Annotated in this window: 21 protein-coding genes; 16 read left to right on the forward strand and 5 right to left on the reverse strand. The window is 72.3% G+C overall.

The annotated features are described in order from the left end of the window. Positions 1–8: 8 nt before the first annotated feature. Genes O7601_RS12610 through O7601_RS12620 form a run of 3 tightly spaced genes read right to left on the reverse strand, consistent with a single transcriptional unit; the run spans position 9 to position 1141 of the window. A complete protein-coding gene (locus O7601_RS12610) occupies positions 9–422 on the reverse strand; it encodes a PLD nuclease N-terminal domain-containing protein (RefSeq protein WP_281566345.1) in 414 nt (137 codons plus the stop codon). Positions 423–452: 30 nt separating this feature from the next. Continuing rightward, positions 453–755, reverse strand: a complete 303-nt coding sequence (locus tag O7601_RS12615; protein WP_281566346.1) for a DUF202 domain-containing protein — start codon at positions 753–755, stop codon at positions 453–455. Next, positions 752–1141, reverse strand: a complete 390-nt coding sequence (locus O7601_RS12620) for a DUF202 domain-containing protein (protein ID WP_281566347.1) — start codon at positions 1139–1141, stop codon at positions 752–754. Before O7601_RS12620 ends, O7601_RS12615 begins: the two co-directional genes overlap by 4 nt. Before the next feature lie 41 nt (positions 1142–1182). Between O7601_RS12620 and O7601_RS12625 the strand changes: the two genes are divergently transcribed. From O7601_RS12625 to O7601_RS12640, 4 genes are all read left to right on the forward strand, one after another. After that, a complete protein-coding gene (locus O7601_RS12625) occupies positions 1183–1980 on the forward strand; it encodes a GNAT family N-acetyltransferase (protein WP_281566348.1) in 798 nt (265 codons plus the stop codon). 2 nt (positions 1981–1982) lie between these two features. Further along, complete coding sequence (locus O7601_RS12630; RefSeq protein WP_239093581.1) at positions 1983–2399, forward strand: hypothetical protein; 417 nt, start codon at positions 1983–1985, stop codon at positions 2397–2399. Between the two features lie 124 nt (positions 2400–2523). Continuing rightward, positions 2524–3303 carry an electron transfer flavoprotein subunit beta/FixA family protein gene (locus O7601_RS12635; RefSeq protein ID WP_281566349.1) on the forward strand — a complete coding sequence of 260 codons (780 nt, stop codon included), beginning with the start codon at positions 2524–2526 and terminating at the stop codon, positions 3301–3303. A 12-nt stretch (positions 3304–3315) separates the two neighbouring features. Next, on the forward strand, positions 3316–4275 hold the full coding sequence (locus O7601_RS12640) for an electron transfer flavoprotein subunit alpha/FixB family protein (protein WP_281566350.1): 960 nt from the start codon (positions 3316–3318) through the stop codon (positions 4273–4275). A 104-nt stretch (positions 4276–4379) separates the two neighbouring features. On the opposite strand, the gene O7601_RS12645 is transcribed toward O7601_RS12640, so the two are convergent. Continuing rightward, complete coding sequence (locus tag O7601_RS12645) at positions 4380–5135, reverse strand: anti-sigma factor (protein ID WP_281566351.1); 756 nt, start codon at positions 5133–5135, stop codon at positions 4380–4382. Then, positions 5089–5691 carry an RNA polymerase sigma factor gene (locus O7601_RS12650; RefSeq protein WP_281566897.1) on the reverse strand — a complete coding sequence of 201 codons (603 nt, stop codon included), beginning with the start codon at positions 5689–5691 and terminating at the stop codon, positions 5089–5091. The genes O7601_RS12645 and O7601_RS12650 overlap by 47 nt, the downstream gene beginning before the upstream one ends. 230 nt (positions 5692–5921) lie before the next feature. Between O7601_RS12650 and O7601_RS12655 the strand changes: the two genes are divergently transcribed. The 12 genes from O7601_RS12655 to gatB all read left to right on the forward strand — a co-directional run bounded on the left by O7601_RS12655 (position 5922) and on the right by gatB (position 20670). Further along, the gene (locus O7601_RS12655) at positions 5922–6752 is read left to right on the forward strand and encodes a DUF4397 domain-containing protein (RefSeq protein WP_281566352.1); all 831 of its coding nucleotides are present in this window, start codon (positions 5922–5924) and stop codon (positions 6750–6752) included. Continuing rightward, positions 6749–7399: a class F sortase gene (locus O7601_RS12660; RefSeq protein WP_281566353.1), complete on the forward strand. Its 651-nt coding sequence runs from the start codon at positions 6749–6751 to the stop codon at positions 7397–7399. Before O7601_RS12655 ends, O7601_RS12660 begins: the two co-directional genes overlap by 4 nt. Before the next feature lie 60 nt (positions 7400–7459). Then, positions 7460–8635: a cysteine desulfurase family protein gene (locus O7601_RS12665; RefSeq protein WP_281566354.1), complete on the forward strand. Its 1176-nt coding sequence runs from the start codon at positions 7460–7462 to the stop codon at positions 8633–8635. A gap of 48 nt (positions 8636–8683) precedes the next feature. After that, on the forward strand, positions 8684–9757 hold the full coding sequence (mnmA, locus tag O7601_RS12670) for a tRNA 2-thiouridine(34) synthase MnmA (RefSeq protein ID WP_281566355.1): 1074 nt from the start codon (positions 8684–8686) through the stop codon (positions 9755–9757). Positions 9758–9935: 178 nt separating this feature from the next. Further along, the gene (locus tag O7601_RS12675) at positions 9936–10934 is read left to right on the forward strand and encodes a methionine synthase (RefSeq protein WP_281566356.1); all 999 of its coding nucleotides are present in this window, start codon (positions 9936–9938) and stop codon (positions 10932–10934) included. 36 nt (positions 10935–10970) lie between these two features. After that, a complete protein-coding gene (locus O7601_RS12680) occupies positions 10971–11339 on the forward strand; it encodes a VOC family protein (protein ID WP_281566357.1) in 369 nt (122 codons plus the stop codon). Between the two features lie 103 nt (positions 11340–11442). After that, positions 11443–12468 carry an ADP-ribosylglycohydrolase family protein gene (locus O7601_RS12685; protein WP_281566358.1) on the forward strand — a complete coding sequence of 342 codons (1026 nt, stop codon included), beginning with the start codon at positions 11443–11445 and terminating at the stop codon, positions 12466–12468. A 42-nt stretch (positions 12469–12510) separates the two neighbouring features. After that, positions 12511–14643: an NAD-dependent DNA ligase LigA gene (gene ligA, locus O7601_RS12690; protein WP_281566359.1), complete on the forward strand. Its 2133-nt coding sequence runs from the start codon at positions 12511–12513 to the stop codon at positions 14641–14643. Positions 14644–14787: 144 nt separating this feature from the next. Then, the gene (locus O7601_RS12695; protein WP_281566360.1) at positions 14788–17220 is read left to right on the forward strand and encodes an EAL domain-containing protein; all 2433 of its coding nucleotides are present in this window, start codon (positions 14788–14790) and stop codon (positions 17218–17220) included. A 159-nt stretch (positions 17221–17379) separates the two neighbouring features. After that, positions 17380–17685, forward strand: a complete 306-nt coding sequence (gene gatC, locus O7601_RS12700; RefSeq protein WP_281566361.1) for an Asp-tRNA(Asn)/Glu-tRNA(Gln) amidotransferase subunit GatC — start codon at positions 17380–17382, stop codon at positions 17683–17685. After that, on the forward strand, positions 17682–19157 hold the full coding sequence (gatA, locus tag O7601_RS12705; protein ID WP_281566362.1) for an Asp-tRNA(Asn)/Glu-tRNA(Gln) amidotransferase subunit GatA: 1476 nt from the start codon (positions 17682–17684) through the stop codon (positions 19155–19157). Before gatC ends, gatA begins: the two co-directional genes overlap by 4 nt. Positions 19158–19170: 13 nt before the next feature. After that, on the forward strand, positions 19171–20670 hold the full coding sequence (gene gatB, locus O7601_RS12710; protein ID WP_281566363.1) for an Asp-tRNA(Asn)/Glu-tRNA(Gln) amidotransferase subunit GatB: 1500 nt from the start codon (positions 19171–19173) through the stop codon (positions 20668–20670). The last annotated feature ends 3 nt before the right edge of the window (positions 20671–20673 follow it).

Below are 20673 nucleotides of genomic sequence, written 5' to 3' on the forward strand. Positions count from 1 at the left end.
CTCGGCCCCTACAGCTCGGGGCGGGGCTCCTCGCGCGGTGGCTCGCCCTCGCGTTTGCGCAGGTCGTCCTCGCGTTTGCGCAGGTCCTCCTCCCAGCGGCGGAAGAGTTCCTGGTCCTCCCGGCGTGAACGCTCCTCGATCGAGCGAAGGAACTCCGGGTCGTCGTCCGGGGCGACCGGCCGGGGACGCTCGGCCGGGCGTGCGCCCGCCGCCCAGGACGTCGATCCGCCGACGGGCTTGCGCTCCCGGCCGGCGACGAACCAGGCGATCGAGCCGACCAGCGGGAAGAACAGGATGATCAGCAGCCAGGCGATCCGGGGGAGGTGGCGGATGCCGTCCTCCTCGGCGGAGAGGCAGCTGATCAGGGCACAGACGGCGAGGACGACCTGCACCAGGAAGAGAAGGATGTACAGCCGGGCCATGTAACCATCATTACCTACCTCGCACAGCGGTCACAGCCCGCGCAGCACCAGCAGCGCTCCGAGGAGTGCGAATCCGGCGGCGGCCAGCCCCACCAGGGCGAGGAGTCGACCGCCGACACGGGGTACGCCGCTGCCGGTGGCCCGTCGCCAACAGAGCGTGACGACCATGCCCCAGCCGAGGATGGTCAGCGCGGCCGGTGCGGCCCCGCCTGGGCCGCCGGTGAGCGCGAGCCGGACGGTCAGCAGCGCCACCACGGTCAGCGTGAGCAGGGTGCGCCGCCAGGCAAGCCGGGTGCGTTCGGGTTGCAGCCCCGGGTCGCGGACCGTGCTCATCCGCTGATCGCGCCGGCCAGTACCGCCCCCACCAGCGCCAGCGCGCCGAGGCCGACGGTCAGGGCGAGGACGGCCGGGAAGTGGGACGCGGGCAACTCCTCGCCGAGCCGGATGGCCCGTTCGGTGCGGGCCCAGTGGTCGACGGCCCGGATCGCGACCACGCCGCCGAGCAGCAGCAACGCCACGGCGATCGCCTCGCGCAGGTGGACCAGGGACAGGGTCGGCAGGAACTGCGCGGCGGCGAGTCCGCCGGCGATCAACGCCAGTCCGGTACGCAGCCAGGCCAGGAAGGTGCGTTCGTTGGCCAGGGAGAAGCGGTAGTCGGGGGTGCTACCCACCGACCGCATCTCCTGCGGATCGAACCAGTTCCTGATCATCTGCCACACGGTGGTGATTATCCGGTTTCCGACGGGAATAGGTTGGGGGCATGACGGATCTTGACGCGACCACCCTGAGGGTGGCGTACGACACCCAGCTGCGGCCGGATCTGCCCGACCCGGTGCCTGACGGCGTCGTGATCGAGCCGGACGGTCCGGTGTTCCGGGTGCGGGGCCTGGATCAGCGGGGCATGGTGACCTACCGCGACCTCGGCGGGTTGGCCGGTACCGAGCTCGACGAGCTGATCGCCCGGCAGGTGGCGGTGTTCCGCGAGCGGGGTGAGCCGGTCGAGTGGAAGCTGCACGGCCATGACGAGCCGGCCGACCTGCCGCAGCGGCTGCGCGCCGCCGGATTCGTGCCGGAAGAGCAGGAGACCGTCGTGGTCGGCCCGGTCGCCCCGCTGGCCTCCGCGCTGCCGGTGTTGCCCGAGGGCGTACGCCTGCGGGAGGTGACCGGGCGCGCGGACCTGGACCGGATCGCGGCGCTCAAGTTGCGGGTGTGGGGGCGTGACCTGTCCGGACTGGTCGACGCGCTGGCCCGGGAGATCGCCACCGATCCGCAGGCGATCACGGTCGTGGTGGCCGAGGCGGGCGAGGCGATGGTCAGCGCCGGTTGGGTGCGGTACCCGGTCGACAGCACGTTCGCCACGTTGTGGGGCGGCTCGACGCTGCCGCAGTGGCGACGCAAGGGCATCTACCGGGCGTTGGTCACCTACCGGGCGCGGCTGGCCGGGGCGCGCGGCCGGACGCTGGTGCAGGTCGACGCGTCCAACGAGAGCCGCCCGGTGCTGGAGCGGCTCGGGCTTGTCCCGGTCACCACCACCACGCCCTACGTCTACACTCCGTGATCATGGGCCAGCGGCTGACGGACGACGAGAAGATGACCCTGAAGACGGGTGCCTTCGGTGCGGTGCTCATGGTCTCGAACGCCGACCCGGGGGTGCTCGCGCTGTTCCGGGAGAGCTTCGCCGCCTCCGGGGCGATGGCCGACGCCAGCGGGGTGGTGAAGGAGGCGTTGACCAGCGGGCCGCTGCCGAAGCTGCCGCGCGACTCGGCGCTTGAGGTGGAGTCGGTGGTGCTGCCGGCGCTGCGCCGGGGGGTCGAGATCCTGACCGAGAAGGTCCCGCAGGACGTCCCGGTCTACCGCGCGGTGGTGCTGGCGGCGGCCGATCGTACGGCCCGCGCCCACGACGGCGTGAGTCCGGCCGAGGCCGAGGTCATCGAACGGATCAGGGGCGTGCTGGGCGCCGATGCTACTGACAGGTAACATGACGCCGTGGGCAACCGCACAGCAGCTCATGGTTGACCGGACGGCACCGCACGCGCGAGGCTGCGCCCAGATCTGGGGCGAAAAGATCACATAACCACAGCAGGAGGGTCGTCGAAGCGCGATGAACATCGTCGTACTCGTCAAGCAGGTGCCCGATTCGGGCGCGGACCGCAACCTGCGTACTGACGACAACACTGTCGACCGCGGTTCGGCGAACAACGTCATCAACGAGATGGACGAGTACGCCATCGAGGAGGCGTTGAAGATCAAGGAGGCGCACGGCGGCGAGGTGACCATCCTGACCATGGGTCCGGACCGGGCGACCGAGTCGATCCGCAAGGCGCTGTCGATGGGCCCGGACAAAGCGGTGCACGTCGTGGACGACGCCCTGCACGGCTCCTGCGCCGTCGCCACCTCGAAGGTGCTCGCCGCCGCGCTGGGGCAGCTCAACGCCGACCTGGTGCTCTGCGGCTCGGAGTCCACCGACGGGCGGGTGCAGGTGATGCCGCACATGCTCGCCGAGCGGCTCGGCATCGCGGCGCTGACCGGTGCCCGCAAGCTCACCGTCGACGGGGCCACGCTGACCGTGGAGCGGCAGACGGAGGAGGGCTACGAGGTGGTCACCGCCTCGACCCCGGCCATCGTCTCCGTGTGGGACACGATCAACGAGCCCCGGTACCCCTCGTTCAAGGGCATCATGGCCGCCAAGAAGAAGCCGGTGCAGACGCTCGCCCTGACCGACCTGGGCGTGGCCGCGAACGAGGTCGGCTTCGACGGAGCGACAAGCACCGTGGTCGAGCACAGCAAGCGTCCGCCGCGTTCGGGTGGCGTCAAGGTCACCGATGAGGGCTCCGGCGGCACGCAGCTCGTCGAGTTCCTCGCCACCGAGAAGTTCGTGTGAGGGGTGTGGGACATGTCTGAGGTTCTCGTCGTCGTCGAAGCCACTGCGGAGTTCGGCGTCAAGAAGGTCACCCTGGAGATGCTCACCCTCGCCCGTGAGCTGGGTTCCCCGTCGGCGGTGGTGCTCGGCGGAGCCGGCGCCGCCGAGGCTCTCGCCGGCAAGCTGGGCGAGTACGGCGCGGAGAAGATCTACGCGGCCGAGAGTGACGAGATCGACGGTTACCTGGTGGCGCCGAAGGCCACCGTGGTCGCCGAACTGGTCAAGCGGGTGCAGCCGGCCGCCGTGCTGCTCGCCTCCTCGCAGGAGGGCAAGGAGATCGCCGCCCGGCTGGCGGTCAAGCTGGACAACGGCATCCTGACCGACGTGGTGGGCCTGGCTGCCGACGGCACCGCCACCCAGGTGGCCTTCGCCGGGTCGACAATCGTGAAGTCCAAGGTCACCCGGGGCCTGCCGCTGGTCACCGTCCGGCCGAACTCGGTCAACCCGACGCCGGCCGCGGCCACCGCCGCGGTCGAGCAGCTCACCGTCGCCGTCACCGACAGCGACAAGCTGGCCAAGGTCGTCGACCGGGTGGCCGAGCAGAAGGGTTCCCGCCCCGAGCTGACCGAGGCCGGCGTGGTCGTCTCCGGCGGTCGCGGTGTCGGTAACGCGGACAACTTCAAGCTGGTCGAGGAGCTGGCCGACCTGCTCGGCGGTGCCGTCGGCGCCTCCCGGGCCGCGGTCGACTCCGGCTTCTACCCGCACCAGTTCCAGGTGGGCCAGACCGGCAAGACGGTCTCCCCGCAGCTCTACGTCGCGCTGGGCATCTCCGGCGCGATTCAGCACCGGGCCGGCATGCAGACCTCGAAGACCATCGTCGCGGTCAACAAGGACGGCGAGGCGCCGATCTTCGAGCTGGCCGACTTCGGCGTGGTCGGCGACCTGTTCAAGATCGTTCCGCAGGCCGCCGAGGAGATCCGCAAGCGCAAGTGAGTCGTACCGACACAGCCGCCGCCCGCAACTGCGGGCGGCGGCTGTGTCGTCGGTGGCACGCGGGGAGCTGATCGGCGGGCCGGGGAGCTGAACCGGCCCGCCGATCAGCCCGTCAGGGAGCCCCGCAGGAGGCTGTCGCCGGAGTGGGCGGTGTTGTTGTCGAACTGCTCGGCCGAGACGTCGACGACCGAGTACTGCCCCAGGTCGACGTTCGGCGGCAACGGCAGCAGCACGTCGGAGCCGTCGCCGAGCACACCGACCGAGAACATCTCCATGTTTCGCGGGTTGATGAGCCAGACCTCGTAATACCCCGGTACGGCCGGGAGATTCGCCACGTGCAGGTGCAACTCGCCGCTGCCCAGCACGCGGGCGTCGCCCCGGGCCGTCGGTGGCGTCGACCCGTACGCCGCCAGCGGAGCGCTGGCCACCACGGTCGGCTCGGCGGGCGTACCGTCGCGCAGCAGGGCGGCCGTGCCGACCACACCGACGGTGGCGGCGGCGACCGCTGTGACCGCCGTCGTGGCCAGCCGGGACCAGCGCCCGCGCCGCGACCGGCGTGACACGGTCGGCGGGTCGGTGGTTACCGGGTCGGCCGGGTCCGGTCCTGGCCGGTCGGCGGCGAGCCGGGGCAGGCCCTTCGCCGCCGTGATCTCGGCCATGATGCCCTGCCAGACGTGCTCCGGCGGGTCGGGCAGATCACGCAGCTCCTGACTGGCGGCACCGAGGCCGGCGACGTGGCGCAGGCTCTCCACTTCCGCCTGGCAGTGCGGGCAGGCGTCGAGGTGGGTGCGGTCGGAGGTGTCCACCTCACTCTCACCGAGCGCCAGAAATACCAGCCGGTCGTGCTCCAGGTGCTGCACCGTCCACCTCCCATCTGCGCTTCAGACTTGCCATGCCCCGCCGGATGTGACTCTTGACCGTGCCGAGCGGCACCCCGGTCACTGTCGCTATCTGCTGGTGGGTCAGGTCGTCGAAGAAGGCCAATTCCAGCATGCGTCGCTGTTCGTCCGGCAGCCGTGCCAACTCGTCGGCCACCACCAGCCGGTCGACCACGGTGTCCGGGTCACTGCCGGCGGGTGCCGGTTCGGGCAGTTGGCGTACGGTCTCGACCACCCGGCTCTCCCGGGCCGCGGACCGGAGCCGGTCGACCACCTTGCGCCGGCCGATGCCGAGCAGCCAGCCGACCAGTGAACCCTTCGTCGGATCGAAGGTCTCCCGGCCGAGCCAGGCGGCCACGAACGTGGCCTGCGTCGCGTCCTCCGCGTCGCTGCGGTTCACCAGCGTGCTGGTGGCCAGGTGGAGAACGGCCCGACCGTAACGGTCGTACGCCTCACGCAGCGCCAGCTCGTCGCCGGCCCGGAAGCGGCGGGCCAGCTCGTCCTCGGGTGTGCCCGGTTGCTGCCGGACCCCGGTCACGGGACGGTTCGCCTGGTTGGGGGCATGCCCGACTGTAGCTCGCACCGGTGCCGTCCCCTCTGTCAGCCCAGTGTCTTCTCGGCCTCTCTTCGTCCGCTCGATGCCCGACGGATGCGGTCACGAGCGGAAAAAGAAAGTCGCACCGGCCCGCATCCGGGCGGCGCGGAGCCGGCGTATCTCGGGGTGCCCAGCAAGCATGACGAAGTGTGATGAAACACCAGGAGGCAGACATGCAATTCGCGTACCTTCGCCGCGTCGCCGCGGGTGGCGCGGTCGCCGCGCTGACCTTCGTCGGCGCCGGCATCGCGACGGCGACCCCGGCGTACGCCGCCGACTCGAAGGTCTCCGTCGTGCACGGCATTCCGGACACCCCGGTCGACGTCTACGTCAACGGAGAAAAGACCCTGGAGAACTTCGAGCCCGGTGACGTGGCCGGGCCGCTGGACCTGCCCGAGGGGCAGTACGACCTCGCCCTGACCAGGCCGGGAGAGCCGATCGATCAGGCCATCCTCACCGCCGACGACGCCGAGGTGCCCGGCGGGGCGAACATCAGCATCGCCGCTCACCTCGACGCCGACGGTGAGCCCACGATCACCCCGTTCGTCAACGACACCGCGAAGGTCGACGCCGGCAAGGCCCGGCTGATCGTCCGGCACACCGCCGCCGCGCCGGCCGTGGACGTGCGGGCCGGCGGCAGCCCGGTCTTCGAGGGCCTCACCAACCCGAACGAGGCCAAGGGTGACGTGGACGCGGGCGGTGTCTCGGCGGACGTGGTGCTCGCCGGCACCGACACCGTGGTGATCGGGCCGGCCGACCTCAACCTGCGGGAGGGTACGGCGACGATCGTCTACGCCATCGGCTCCGCCGAGGCGGAGAACCTCTCCGTCGTGGCGCAGACCATCGACGGCCTGCACTCGGCGCCGTCCGGGGTGCCGAGCGGCACCGGCGGGCAGGCCGACACCGGCCTCGGCACCTGGTGGTACGCCCTGGCGGGCACCGGGATCCTGCTGCTGGTCGCGGGCGGTGCGCGGGCGGCTGTCGTCCGGTCGGGTCGCCGGTGACCGTCGGCAAACGTGGGGCGCTGGCGGCGGTGGCCGCCGGCGCCGCCGCGCTCGCCGTGGCGGCGGTGGGGGCGGTCGTGTCCAGGCCGGCGGGGAACGTCGGCGTCGAGCAGGCCGCCGCCCTGGCCAGCCCCACGCCGTCGCGCGCCGGACCCGCCGTGGCGGTGGCCCCGGGTGCGCTGCCCGACGCCGCCGAACCGGTACGCCCGGTCCGGCTGCGCATCCCCGCGATCGGGGTCACCGCGCGGGTCGACCCGGTCGGCGTCGACGAGCGCACCCAGGAGTTCGACGTACCGCCCAGCATCGACGAGATCGGCTGGTACCGCTATGGCCCGGGACTGGAGGCGGAGTCCGGCTCGGTGGTGATCGCCGGGCACGTCGACAGCGCCGAGCAGGGCAAGGGTGCCTTCTACCAGCTGCGGGAGCTGGCGCCGGGCGACACCGTGACGGCCACCGGCGACGACGGCACCGAGCGCACCTACCGGGTGGTGGCCCGCGAAGAGTACGACAAGACGAAGATCCCGCTGGAACGTTACTTCGCCCGCGACGGCCGTGCCCGGCTGACGCTGATCACCTGTGGTGGGCCGTTCGACGCCGACGCCCGCCGCTACCGGGACAACATTGTGGTCACCGCCGTACCGGCCTGACGTCCCGCCAGGCAATCCGGTCTGCGGTCGGCACCGGAGTGGTCGTTAGGCTGAACCGTGATGGCTTACCTGGATCATGCCGCGACCACTCCGATGCTCGACGAGGCATTGGAGGCGTACGTCGCGACCGCCCGCGAGGTCGGCAACGCGTCTTCCCTGCACGCGTCCGGCCGGCGCGCCCGTCGCCGGGTGGAGGAGTCGCGGGAGCGGGTGGCCGCCGCGCTGGGTGCCCGGCCATCCGAGGTGATCTTCACCGGTGGCGGCACCGAGAGTGACAACCTCGCGGTGAAGGGCATCTTCTGGGCGCGACGGGACGCCGACGCCGAGCGGTGTCGGGTGATCTCCAGTGCGGTCGAACACCACGCCGTCCTCGATGCGGTGGAGTGGCTGGACCGGCACGAGGGCGCCGAGGTGGGCTGGTTGCCCGTCGACGGGGCCGGCCGGCTGCGCCCGGACGCGCTCCGTGCGGAGCTGGCCGAACACGGCGACCGGGCGGCGCTGGTCACCGCCATGTGGGCCAACAACGAGGTCGGCACCGTCCAGCGGATCGGCGAGTTGGCCGCCGTGGCCGCCGAGTACGGCGTGCCGTTCCACACCGACGCCATCCAGGCGGTCGGTCAGGTGCCTGTCGATTTCGCCGCCAGCGGCGTCGCCGCGCTCACCGTGACCGGCCACAAGCTCGGCGGCCCGGTCGGGGTCGGCGCGTTGCTGCTGGGCCGGGACGTGGCTGCGGTACCCCTGCTGCACGGCGGGGGACAGGAGCGGGACGTGCGTTCCGGCACCCTCGACGCGGCCGGCATCGTCGCCTTCGCGGTCGCCGTCGAAGCGGCCGTCAAGGGCCAGCAGGAGTACGCAACCGGGCTGGCCACGCTCCGCGACGACCTGGTGCGGCGGGTCCGCCAGGCGGTCCCCGAGGTGGTCTTCAACGGCGACCCGACCGACCGGCTGCCGGGCAACGCGCACTTCTCCTTCCCCGGCTGCGAGGGGGACGCGCTGCTGCTCCTGCTGGACGCGCAGGGCATCGCCTGCTCGACCGGCTCGGCCTGCTCGGCCGGGGTGGCACAGCCCTCCCACGTGCTGTTGGCGATGGGCGCGGACGACGACCGGGCCCGCTCGTCACTACGGTTCTCCCTCGGCCACACCAGCACCACCGAGGACGTCGACGCGCTCATCGGCGCACTCCCGGGGGCCGTGGAACGGGCCCGGCGGGCGGCGGCACCGCGTACGCCCCGCTGAATCGGTGGCGGGCGGAGATAGGCTCGGTGGGAAGGGAGAGTGGTCCGGGTGAGGGTGTTGGCGGCGATGTCCGGCGGCGTGGATTCCGCCGTGGCGGCGGCGCGGGCGGTGCAGGCCGGGCATGACGTGACCGGGGTGCACCTGGCGCTGGCCCGCAACCCGCAGACCTACCGCACCGGAGCGCGGGGCTGCTGCACGCTTGAGGACTCGCGGGACGCCCGGCGGGCCGCCGACGTGCTCGGCATCCCGTTCTACGTCTGGGACATGGCCGACCGCTTCCACGCCGACGTGGTCGACGACTTCGTCGCCGAGTACGCGGCGGGGCGTACCCCGAACCCGTGCCTGCGGTGCAACGAGAAGATCAAGTTCGCCGCGGTGCTGGACCGGGCGGTGGCCCTGGGGTTCGACGCGGTGGTCACCGGTCACCACGCCCGGCTCGGCCCCGACGGCCTGTTGCGCCGCAGCGTCGACGCGGCCAAGGACCAGTCGTACGTGCTGGCCGTGCTCACCCGGGAGCAGCTGGACCGCTCGATCTTCCCGCTGGGAGACTCGACCAAGGCGCAGGTCCGGCAGGAGGCCGCCGAGCGCGGGCTCGCCGTCGCCGACAAGCCGGACTCGCACGACATCTGCTTCATCGCCGACGGTGACACCCGGGGCTTCCTGGCCCAGCGGCTCGGCGAGACGCCCGGCGACGTGGTCGACGCGAGCACCGGTGCGGTGGTGGGGCAGCACGCCGGTGCGTACGCGTACACCGTCGGCCAGCGGCGCGGTCTGCACCTGGACCGACCGGCCCCGGACGGCCGGCCCCGCTACGTGCTCTCCATCACGCCCAAGACGAACACCGTCACGGTCGGCCCGGCGGAGGCGCTGGAGGTCTCGACGGTCCGTGCCACCCGCCCGGTCTGGACCGGTGGCCGGCGACCTGAGGGCCCGATCGAGTGCGAGGTGCAGCTGCGCGCCCACGGCGTGGTGGTGCCCGCCGCCGTCACGGTGGCCGGCGACACCCTCCACGCCGACCTGCGCCACCCGGTGCGCGGCGTGGCCGCCGGCCAGGCCGTCGTCGCGTACCGCCCCGACCCCGCCGGTGACATCGTCCTCGGCTCCGCCACCATCTCCGACTGACCGTGGCCGCCCGCCGCCCGCCACCCGCCCGCCGCCCGGCGACGCAACCGGTCGCCGGAGGACCGCCGGATCGAGTCGCGGCTTGCGGCATGTCGGGCCTTCCCGTCGCCGTGATGGCCCGACATGCCGCAAGCCGTGACCGCACTGTGGTCCGGATCGCGAAAGGTACCCTGCGGCGGTGAGTGATCAGGGGCTGCCGTGGGGAGTGGGTGCGGCGACGGGGCTGGGGTCGTTGCCGGGGACCGACATCGCCGAGGCGCAACGGATCGTTCTCGGTGAGCTATCCGACCTGCCTCATCTGCCGGAGCTGCCGGCCCGTGGGCCGGGCGCCGACGTGATCGGACGTACCGGCGGTCTGCTGGTGGAGCTGCCGATCGAGCTGTACGCGGCGCGCTGGCGGGTGGCCCCGCGTCCCGGCCGCGACCTCCGCCGGGCCCGCGACCTGATGGAGCGCGACCTGGACCAACTCGCCGAGCAGGCCGAGGAGTACGCCGGCCCACTCAAGATCCAGGCCGCCGGCCCGCTGACCCTGGCCGCCTCGATCGAGCTACCGATCGGTGGTCGGATGCTGCGCGACCCCGGCGCGCTGCGGGACCTCGCCGGCTCGCTGGCCGAGGGGCTGCGCGGCCACGTCGAGGCGGTGACCCGCCGGTTGCCCCGGGCGTCGGTGCTGCTCCAACTGGACGAACCGTCCCTGCCAGCGGTGCTGGCCGGCCGGGTTCCCACGGAGAGTGGTCTCGGTGCCTACCGGGCGGTGGAGTCGGGCGACGCCCGTGGATTGCTGAGCACGGTGGTCGAGGCGGTCGGAGTGCCGACCGTGGTGCACTGCTGCGCCCCGGACGTGCCGCTGGAGCTGCTTCGCACCACCGGAGCGATAGGTGTCGCGCTCGACCTGAGTCTGCTCACCGACCTCGACCCGCTCGGCGAGGCGCTCGACGCCGGGTTCGGGCTGCTGGCCGGTGCCGCGCCGACGACGCCGACCGGTCGCGCGCCGACCTCCGCCGAGCTGGCCGCCCGGGTACGCACCCTCTGGGACCGCCTCGGGTTTCCGCGCCGCCGCCTCGCCGAGCAGGTGGTGGTGACCCCCGCCTGCGGCCTGGCCGGGGCGGACGCGGCCTACGCCCGGGCGGTTCTCGCGGCCTGTCGGGACGCCGGGCGTCGGCTGTCCGAGGAGTGAGGTTTCTCGTCGTACCCGTCGGGCACCATGCTCGCCATGATTGGACAGCTGCGTTCGACGGTGATCGACTGTCCCGACCCGCGTGCGCTGGCCGGCTTCTACGCGGAGCTGCTCGGCCTGCCGCTGATCGAGGACAACTCCGACGGTGACGACTGGGTGGTGCTCGGCGGCCCGCCCGGCCACCTACCCCGGCTGGCCTTCCAGCGGGCCCCCGACCTGCGTCCGCCGGCCTGGCCCGACCCGGAACGGCCCCAGCAGTTCCACCTCGACGTGACGGTGGACGACATCGAGGTGGCGGAGCAGGCGGCCCTGGCCCTGGGCGCCCGCCGGCTACCCGGCGAGGGCGAGGGCTTCCGGGTCTACGCCGACCCGGCCGGCCACCCGTTCTGCCTCTGCTGGGACTGACCGCCGGGCCTGCCGGTGCCGACCTCCGCCGGGCCGGCAGGCCGACCGTGGTGGTCCGATGGGGCGCTGCGCGGACTTGCGGGCGACGGGCATCATCACCGTCATGATCAGCCCTGCACCTCAGCGCGCCGCCGGCTCGCTCTTCGGGCTCGCCTTCGGTGACGCCCTCGGCAAACCCACCGAGTTCCGCACCGTCGCCGAGATCGACCAGATGTACGGGCCGACCGGCCCGCGTGAGCTCGTCGGTGATCCGGCGCTGGTCACCGACGACACCCAGATGGCGTTGGCGGTGGGCTGGGCGCTGCACGACGCGCCGACGTACACCGCCGAGGCGGTGGAGCCGCTGCTGCGCCGCCGCTTCCTGGACTGGGCGGCCAGCCCGGACAACAACCGCGCCCCGGGGATGACCTGCCTGCGGGCCTGCGCCGAACTGTCCCGGGGCCTGCCCTGGCAGCAGGCGACCGAGGCCGGCTCGAAGGGGTGCGGGGCTAACATGCGGGTCACCCCGGTCGGGCTGCTCGACATCGACCTGGACACCCTCGCCGGGCTGGCCCAGCTCCAGGCCGGCCTGACCCATGGACACCCCACCGGACTGGCGGCCAGCGAGCTGACCGCGTACGCCGTGCGGCTGCTGGTCGACGGCGCTCCGCTGACCGACCTGCCCGGCCTGCTCACCGCCCGGGCCCGGCAGCAGCGCACGGTCTACCGGGCCGACTGGCTCGGTGAGCTGTGGCAACGGCCGGGCGAGCGGACGCCGGAGGAGTTCATCGCCCGCGGCTGGGACGAGTGCCTGGTGGCGTTGGGCCGGCTCGACGTGACCCTGGCCGCCCCGGACGACGGCGACGACCCGTGTCGCGTCACCGGCGCGGGCTGGATCGCGGAGGAGGCGCTCACGGCGGCCCTGTACTGCGCGCTCCGGCACCCGGACGCCCCGGTCGACGCGCTGGCCCGGGGTGCGCGGAGCGCCGGTGACTCCGACTCGATCGCCGCCCTCGCCGGAGCCTTCGTCGGTGCGGCCAACGGGATGGCCGGCTGGCCGGTGGACTGGGCCGGCCGGATCGAGTACGCCGATCAACTCGCCGCGCTGGCCGCACGGTTGTCCCACCCGGGGACTACCGTGCGGAGGTAGCACGATCACGGGAGGTCGACAGCGGTGTCCGGAGGCGGCAGGGTGTCGGAGGAAGCGGTTCCCCAGCAGGTCGATGCGGCGCAGGAGGCCGCCGGCCCCGAGCCGACGCCGCAGGCGCGGGAGCGGCACACCACGCTCAGTCAGGAGCTGACCGAGCACCAGTACCGCTACTACGTGCTCGATGCACCGACGATCTCCGACGCCGACTTCGACCGCCAACTGCGCGAGTTGGAGGCGCTGGAAGCGGAGTTCCCCGCGTTGCGCACCCCGGACTCACCGACCCAGCGGGTCGGCGGCACGTTCTCCACCGACTTCACTCCGGTCGCCCACGCCGAACGGATGATGTCGCTGGACAATGCCTTCGCCGACGAGGAGTTGGCCGCCTGGGCGGAGCGGGTCGAGCGGGACGCCGGTGGTCCGGTGCCCTACCTGTGCGAGCTGAAGGTCGACGGGTTGGCGATCAACCTCACCTACGAAGGTGGCCGGCTGGTCCGGGCGGCCACCCGCGGCGACGGCCGCACCGGCGAGGACGTCACCGCCAACGTGCGCAGCATCCGGGACGTGCCCGGTCGGCTGACCGACTCGACGGAGTTCGGCCCGGCCCCCGATTTCATCGAGGTGCGGGGCGAGATCTACTTCCCGGTGGCCGCCTTCGCCGATCTCAACGCCGGCCTGGTCGAGCAGGGCAAGGCCCCCTTCGCCAACCCTCGCAACGCGGCGGCCGGCAGCCTGCGGCAGAAGGACCCACGGATCACCGCCTCGCGCCCGCTGCGCCTGGTGGTGCACGGCATCGGCGCCCGTCGCGGTTTCCAGCCGGCCACCCAGTCCGAGTCGTACGCGGCGTTGACGGCGTGGGGGCTGCCCACCAGCGACCGCTGGCGGGTGGTGCCCGACCTGGCCGGCGTTCGGGACTACATCGCGCACTACGCGGCGCACCGGCACGACGTCGAGCACGAGATCGACGGCGTGGTGGTGAAGGTCGACCCGGTGCCCATCCAGGGGCGGTTGGGTTCGACCAGCCGGGCGCCACGCTGGGCGATCGCCTTCAAGTACCCGCCGGAGGAGGTGAACACCACCCTGCTCGACATCGAGGTCGAGGTCGGGCGGACCGGCCGGGTCACGCCCCGGGCGGTGCTTCAGCCGGTCCGGGTGGCCGGCTCCACGGTCGAGTACGCCACCCTGCACAACGCCCGCGAGGTCGAACGCAAGGGGGTGCTGATCGGCGACACGGTGGTGATCCGCAAGGCCGGTGACGTGATTCCCGAGGTGCTCGGCCCGGTGGTCGACCTGCGTCCGCCGGATGCCCGAGCGTTCGTCATGCCGACCACCTGCCCGGCCTGCGGCACCCCGCTCGCCCCGGCGAAAGAGGGCGACGTCGACATCCGGTGCCCCAACTCGCGCAGCTGTCCGGCACAGTTGCGGGAGCGGGTGTTCCACCTGGCCGGGCGCGGCGCCTTCGACATCGAGGCGCTCGGCTACAAGAGTGGCGCCGCGCTGCTCGACGCGCAGATCATCACCGACGAGGGCGACCTGTTCTCGCTCGACGCCGAGCAGTTGGCCCGCGCTCCGTTCTTCGTCAACAAGGACGGCAGCCTCGGCAGCAACGCCGTCAAGCTGCTCGACAACCTCGCCACGGCCCGGGAACGTGACCTGTGGCGGGTGCTGGTGGCCCTCTCCATCCGGCACGTCGGGCCGACCGCCGCCCAGGCGTTGGCCCGACACTTCCGCTCGGTCGAGGCGATCGACCAGGCGACCGAGGAGGAACTCTCCTCAGTCGACGGTGTCGGCCCGACCATCGCCGCCAGCATCCGCGAGTGGTTCGCCGTCGACTGGCACCGCGAGGTGGTTCGGAAGTGGGCCGGGGCGGGCGTCCGCATGGCGGAGGCGGCGGTGCAGGAGGGGCCACGCCCGCTGGAAGGGGTGACCGTGGTGGTCACCGGCACGCTCGGCGGCTTCTCCCGGGATCAGGCGGCCGAGGCGATCCAGTCCCGGGGTGGCAAGGTCAGCGGCTCGGTTTCGAAGAAGACCGGCTTCGTCGTGGTGGGCGACAACCCCGGCTCCAAAGCGGACAAGGCGGCCAGCCTCAAGGTCCCCGTGCTCGACGAGGAGGGTTTCCAGGTGCTCCTCGACGCCGGCCCCGAAGCGGCCCGGCAGGTGGCCCGCGTCGAGGAGTGATGATCTTTACGGCACTCTGTCGGATACCAACTTAATTACGACTACGACCGATTCGTGACTGTCGCGGCGGGTAAGTGATGGTGGGGGCGTTTCATTGGGGCACGGCGCGTGGAACCACGGGCCGGTCTCGTGCCGGGAGGTGTGATGGAGTCGCCCGATCCGCGCAACCTCGTCCCGCCCGGGCGGACGGCGCAGTTCGCGACGTTCGTCGCGGCTGTGCTCGTGGTGGCCGTGCTCGTCTCGGCGAACGGGTTGGTGTCGTTCGCCTCGGCCCTGCCCGACCTGCCGGCGGCGTTCTGGACGATGGCGGTGCTCGCCGTGGCCTGCGACGCCCGGCCATTCCTGCCGCCCGGTCGCGGGCAATCCTCCTCGGCGGTCTTCCCCTCGACCTGCTTCACCTTCGCGATCCTGCTCGGTTGGGGGCTCGGCCCCGCGGTCGCGGTGCAGGCGGTCGCCGTCGTGGTGTCCGGGGTCCGGATGCGACACGCGCCCTGGCGGACGGCGTTCAACGCCGGGCAGTACGCCTGCTCGCTGGCGGCGGCGTACGCGATCACCAGGCTCGGCCCCGGCGGGATCTACGACGGCGCGGCGCTGGGCTGGAGCGACATCGTCGCGATCGGTGGCGCGGGGGTCGCCTGGTTCGCGGTCAACTACGGGTTGGTCACCACCGCGGTGCGGCTGCGCTTCGGGGAGCGGTGGTGGCCCAACGCCTGGCACGGCCTGCCCTTCGAGCTGCTCTCCACCGGGTCGTTGCTGCTGCTCGCGCCGGTGCTGGTAACCGCCGCCAGGGCCAGTGCCGCCCTGGTGCCGCTGGTGCTGGTGCCGCTGTTCGCGGTCTACCGGATGGCCCGGCTCACCGTGGAGCAGCACCAGTTGGCCGGACTCGACCCGCTCACCGGGCTACCCAATCGCAAGGCGTTGCTGGCCGAGGTCAACGAGCAGGTGCACCGGCACGCCGAGCGTGCCGCCCGAGGAGAGCCCGAGACGCGCCTCGCCCTCCTCCTGATCGACCTGGACCGGTTCAAGAACGTCAACGACGCGCTCGGCCATGCCGTCGGCGACCGGCTGCTGGTGGAGGTGAGCGCCCGGTTGACCGACGTGGTCGCGCCACCGCAGATGGTCGCCCGGCTCGGCGGCGACGAGTTCGCGATCGTGATGACCGCGCTAACCGGTGTAGACCAGGCCCGTACGCTGGCCGACCAGGTCGTCCAGGCCCTCGCCGAGCCGGTGCCGCTGGACGGGCTGCCGCTGGACGTCGGCGGCTCGATCGGCATCGCCCTGTTTCCGGATCACGGCGAGGACTTCGCCACCCTGATGCGGCACGCGGACGTGGCCATGTACGACGCGAAGCACCGCAACGACACCGTCGCCGTCTACACCGCCGAGTCCGACCACAACTCCGCCGAGCGGTTGGGGCTGCTGGCCGACCTGCGCCGGGTGCTGGAGGTCGGTGCGTCGGCGCGGGCCGACAGGTCCGCGTCGGCCGAGGCGACCACCGTGCGCGGCGGGGACGGCGCGGTGCTGCCCACCTCCGCGCCGCTTCAGGAGCCGGGCGGCATCCGGCGGTGGAGTCGGCGGAGACGTCGCCCCCGGGTGTTGCGCCACGACGACGAGCTGATCGCCCGGATCATCACCGGCGCGGACCCGACCCTGCGCCGGGCGGCCCGGGACGGGGGTTCGGATGCTGCGCCGCCCGACGGCGCGGTGTGGTCGCGGACGCGTGGCCAGCCGGATCCCGGCGGTGGCGGAGCGGATCCCGGCTGCGACCGCTCCGACGCTGAGCCGGTCACGGACGCGGGCGAGATCATGATGTATTACCAGCCGCAGGTCGCCATCGTCACCGGCGAGGTGGTCGGGGTGGAGGCGCTGTTGCGCTGGCGGCACCCACGCCGGGGAATGGTCGATCCGGAGGAACTGATCCGGGTCGCCGAGCAGAGCGCGGTGATGCGGCTGCTCACCCGCCGGGTCGTCGACGACGTGGTGGAGCAGCTCGCCAAGTGGTCGGCGGCCGGCCTCGGGCTGCGGGCGGCGTTGAACGTCAGCGTGCGGGACCTGCACACCGGCGAGATCGCCGACCAGATCGCCGATCGGCTCGCCCGCTACGGCGTGGCGCCGGAGCGGCTGCAACTGGAGATCACCGAAGGCGCGTTGATGGCCGACCCGCGTCGGGTGCTGACCACCATCACCCGGCTGCACCGGATCGGGGTGGGCATCGCGCTTGACGACTTCGGCACCGGCTACTCCAGCCTTCAGCACCTGCGCCGACTGCCGTTGTCGGAGGTGAAGGTCGACCGTTCGTTCGTCCTCGGCATGGCCGAGGACGCCGACGACGCGGCGATCGTCCGCTCGACGATCGAGTTGGCCAAGGCGCTGGGGCTGCGGGTGGTGGCCGAGGGCGTGGAGGACGAGCGGACCTGGCGGATGCTGCACGCGGCCGGCTGCGACGCCGCCCAGGGCTGGTTCTACGCCCGGCCGATGCCGGCCGAGGAACTGGTCGCCTGGCTGGCCCGGTACCGTCCGCTCCGCCCGCTGGGCGGCCACGACGAGGCGGAGATCCCCCGCCGGCACGCCCGCTGATCCGGCGGGGCCGGGACCGGCCGGGTCGGGCACCCCGGGGAGGCGGCAACGGCCGGCCGGGCGGGAAACAATAGACTCGCTGCGGTCACCGCGCGTCGCGTACCCGGCAGCGGTGGGCGCAGGTCAGGCAGACGCAGCACAGCCACGAAGGGGGCACCGATGGCCGCCATCTCCCGCGAGGAGGTCGCGCACCTCGCGCGACTGTCGCGGCTCGCCGTGACAGAGGAGGAGTTGGACACCTTCGCCGGTCAGCTCGACGTGATCCTCCAGGCGGTCGCGCAGGTGGGCGAGGTCGCCGCCGCGGACATCCCGCCGACCTCCCACTCGGTGCCGCTGACAAACGTGCTCCGCGAGGACGTCGTGTCGCCGTGCCTGACGCCCGAGGAAGCGTTGTCGGGTGCCCCCGACGCGGAGGAGCAGCGGTTCCGCGTACCGCGGATCCTGGACGAGGATGTGGCCTCATGACCGACGTCACCGCAATGACCGCGACGCAGATCGCGGGGCTCGTCGCCACCGGCGCGGCCTCCGCCGTCGAGGTCACCCAGGCTCACCTGGACCGGATCGCCAACGTCGACGGCCGGGTCAACGCCTTCCTGCACGTCGACGCCGAGGGCGCGCTGGCCGCCGCCCGCGACATCGACGCTCGCCGGGCGGCCGGCGAGGAGTTGGGGCCGCTGGCCGGGGTGCCGGTCGCGGTCAAGGACGTCCTCACCACCAAGGGGGTGCCGACCACCGTCGGGTCGAAGATCCTTGAGGGCTGGCGTCCGCCGTACGACTCGACGATCGTGGAGCGGCTGCGCGCCGCCGGCACGGTGATGCTCGGCAAGACCAACATGGACGAGTTCGCCATGGGTTCCTCCACGGAATACTCGGCGTACGGGCCGAGCCGCAACCCGTGGGACACCGACCGCATCCCGGGTGGTTCCGGCGGGGGAAGCGCGGCGGCGCTCGCCGCGTACGAGGCGCCGCTGGCGATCGGCTCGGACACCGGCGGCTCGATCCGCCAGCCCGGGGCGGTCACCGGCACCGTCGGCGCGAAACCCACCTACGGCGGCACCTCCCGGTACGGGCTGGTGGCCTTCTGCTCCTCGCTGGACACTCCTGGCCCGTGCGCGCGTACCGTGCTGGACGCGGCGTTGCTGCACGCGGCGATCGGCGGGCACGACCCGCGTGACTCCACCTCCATCCCGGCCCCGGTGCCGGACGTGGTGGCCGCGGCGAAACTCGGCGCGACCGGCGACCTGAGCGGGGTGCGGCTGGGCATCGTCACCGAGTTCGGCGGCGAGGGCGCGGAGCCGGGTGTGACGGCCGCCTTCAACGAGGCCGTCGACACGCTGACCAAGCTCGGCGCGGAGATCGTCGAGATCTCCTGCCCGCACTTCCGGTACGCGCTGCCGGCGTACTACCTGATCGCGCCCAGCGAATGTTCCTCCAACCTGGCCCGCTTCGACGGCGTCCGGTTCGGGTTGCGGACCGGCGACGACGGCAACCGGTCGCTGGAGGAGGTCATGTCGTTGACCCGGGAGGCCGGCTTCGGTCCCGAGGTCAAGCGGCGCATCATGCTCGGCACGTACGCGCTTTCCTCGGGCTACTACGACGCCTACTACGGGCAGGCGCAGAAGGTGCGTACGCTGATCACCCGCGACTTCACCGCGGCGTTCGAGCGGGTCGACGCGCTGATCTCGCCGACCACCCCGTTCGTCGCCTTCCCGCTCGGCGCGCGCACCTCCGACCCGTACCAGATGTACCTGGCCGACCTGTTCACCATCCCGACCAACCTGTACGGCGGGCCGGGCATCTCGGTGCCGTGCGGGCTCTCCGACGGGCTGCCGGTCGGCTTGCAGGTGATGGCCCCGACCATGGCCGACGACCGGATGTACCGGATCGCCGCCGCGCTGGAGAGCGCCGTCGGCACGTTCACCCCACCGGCACTGTGAGGCAGGAGCGCAGATGACCACGACACTGCCCGCGTACGACGAGGTCGTCGCGCGCTACGAGCCGGTGATCGGCCTGGAGACCCACGTCGAGCTGGGCACGAACACCAAGATGTGGTGCGGCTGCCCGACCGACTTCGGTGGCGAGCCGAACACCCGGGTCTGCCCGGTCTGCCTCGGCCTGCCCGGCTCCCTGCCGGTGGCGAACTCCGCGGCCATCGAGGCGACCGTCCGGATCGGCTTGGCGCTGAACTGCTCCATCGCGCAGTGGTGCCGGTTCGCCCGGAAGAACTACTTCTACCCGGACATGCCGAAGAACTTCCAGATCAGCCAGTACGACGAGCCGCTCTGCTTCGACGGCTACCTGGACGTCGAGGTCAACGGCGAGCTGGTGCGCATCGGCATCGAGCGGGTGCACCTGGAGGAGGACACCGGCAAGACGCTGCACGTCGGCGGCGCCACCGGTCGCATCCACGGCGCCACCGAGTCGCTCGTCGACTACAACCGGGCCGGCATTCCGCTGGTCGAGATCGTCACCAAGCCGATTCCCGGTACCGGTGCGCTCGCCCCCGAGGTGGCCCGCGCGTACGTCACCGAGCTGCGTGACGTGATCCGCTCGCTGGGCGTCTCCGACGTACGCATGGAGGAGGGCTCGCTGCGCTGTGACGTCAACACCTCGCTGAACCTGCCCGGCGAGGAGTGGGGCACCCGCACCGAGACCAAGAACGTCAACTCGTTGCGCTCGGTCGAGCGGGCGGTCCGCTCGGAGATGCTGCGCCAGGCGTCCGTACTGGAGGCCGGCGGTCGGATCACCCAGGAGACCCGGCACTTCCACGAGGACACCGGGGACACCACCCCGGGCCGGTCCAAGGAGACCGCCACCGACTACCGCTACTTCCCGGAGCCGGACCTGGTTCCCCTCGCCCCGGACCCGGCCTGGGTGGCGGAGCTGAAGGCCGCCCTGCCGGAGCTGCCCCGGCTGCACCGCCGTCGCCTCCAGGAGACGTGGGGCCTGTCGGACGCGGACATGCAGTCGGTGCTCAACGCCGGTGCTGTCGAGTTGATCGAGCAGACGGTCGCCGCTGGTGCCTCGCCGGCCGCCGCACGCAAGTGGTGGCTGGGCGAGCTGTCCCGGCGGGCCAACGAGACGGGTGTGGAACTGGCCGACATCGGCGCGACTCCGGCCCAGGTCGCCGAGCTTCAGGGTCTGGTCGACGCCGGCAAGCTCAACGACAAGCTGGCCCGTACGGTGCTGGAGGGCGTGGTCGCCGGGGAGGGCTCGCCGACCGAGATCATGACCAACCGCAACCTGGAGGTCGTCTCCGACACCGGTGCGCTCACCGCAGCGGTGGACGAGGCGATCGCCGCCAACCCGGCCATCGCCGACAAGGTCCGCAGCGGCAAGGTGGCTGCCGCCGGCGCCCTGGTCGGCGCGGTCATGAAGACCACCCGTGGCCAGGCCGACGCCCAAACCGTCCGCACCCTGATCCTGGACCGCCTCAACACCCAACCCTGACCC

Origin of the sequence: Verrucosispora sp. WMMD573, from assembly GCF_027497175.1 — a bacterium.
Taxonomy (GTDB): domain Bacteria; phylum Actinomycetota; class Actinomycetes; order Mycobacteriales; family Micromonosporaceae; genus Micromonospora.

Bases quoted from the DNA above. Each gene is read 5' to 3' on its own strand.
- O7601_RS12610 (WP_281566345.1), bottom strand. From the start codon at position 422: ATGGCCCGGCTGTACATCCTTCTCTTCCTGGTGCAGGTCGTCCTCGCC.
- O7601_RS12615 (WP_281566346.1), bottom strand. From the start codon at position 755: ATGAGCACGGTCCGCGACCCGGGGCTGCAACCCGAACGCACCCGGCTT.
- O7601_RS12625 (WP_281566348.1), top strand. From the start codon at position 1,183: ATGACGGATCTTGACGCGACCACCCTGAGGGTGGCGTACGACACCCAG.
- O7601_RS12630 (WP_239093581.1), top strand. From the start codon at position 1,983: ATGGGCCAGCGGCTGACGGACGACGAGAAGATGACCCTGAAGACGGGT.
- O7601_RS12635 (WP_281566349.1), top strand. From the start codon at position 2,524: ATGAACATCGTCGTACTCGTCAAGCAGGTGCCCGATTCGGGCGCGGAC.
- O7601_RS12640 (WP_281566350.1), top strand. From the start codon at position 3,316: ATGTCTGAGGTTCTCGTCGTCGTCGAAGCCACTGCGGAGTTCGGCGTC.
- O7601_RS12655 (WP_281566352.1), top strand. From the start codon at position 5,922: ATGCAATTCGCGTACCTTCGCCGCGTCGCCGCGGGTGGCGCGGTCGCC.
- O7601_RS12665 (WP_281566354.1), top strand. From the start codon at position 7,460: ATGGCTTACCTGGATCATGCCGCGACCACTCCGATGCTCGACGAGGCA.
- O7601_RS12680 (WP_281566357.1), top strand. From the start codon at position 10,971: ATGATTGGACAGCTGCGTTCGACGGTGATCGACTGTCCCGACCCGCGT.
- O7601_RS12685 (WP_281566358.1), top strand. From the start codon at position 11,443: ATGATCAGCCCTGCACCTCAGCGCGCCGCCGGCTCGCTCTTCGGGCTC.
- O7601_RS12695 (WP_281566360.1), top strand. From the start codon at position 14,788: ATGGAGTCGCCCGATCCGCGCAACCTCGTCCCGCCCGGGCGGACGGCG.
- gatC (WP_281566361.1), top strand. From the start codon at position 17,380: ATGGCCGCCATCTCCCGCGAGGAGGTCGCGCACCTCGCGCGACTGTCG.
- gatA (WP_281566362.1), top strand. From the start codon at position 17,682: ATGACCGACGTCACCGCAATGACCGCGACGCAGATCGCGGGGCTCGTC.
- gatB (WP_281566363.1), top strand. From the start codon at position 19,171: ATGACCACGACACTGCCCGCGTACGACGAGGTCGTCGCGCGCTACGAG.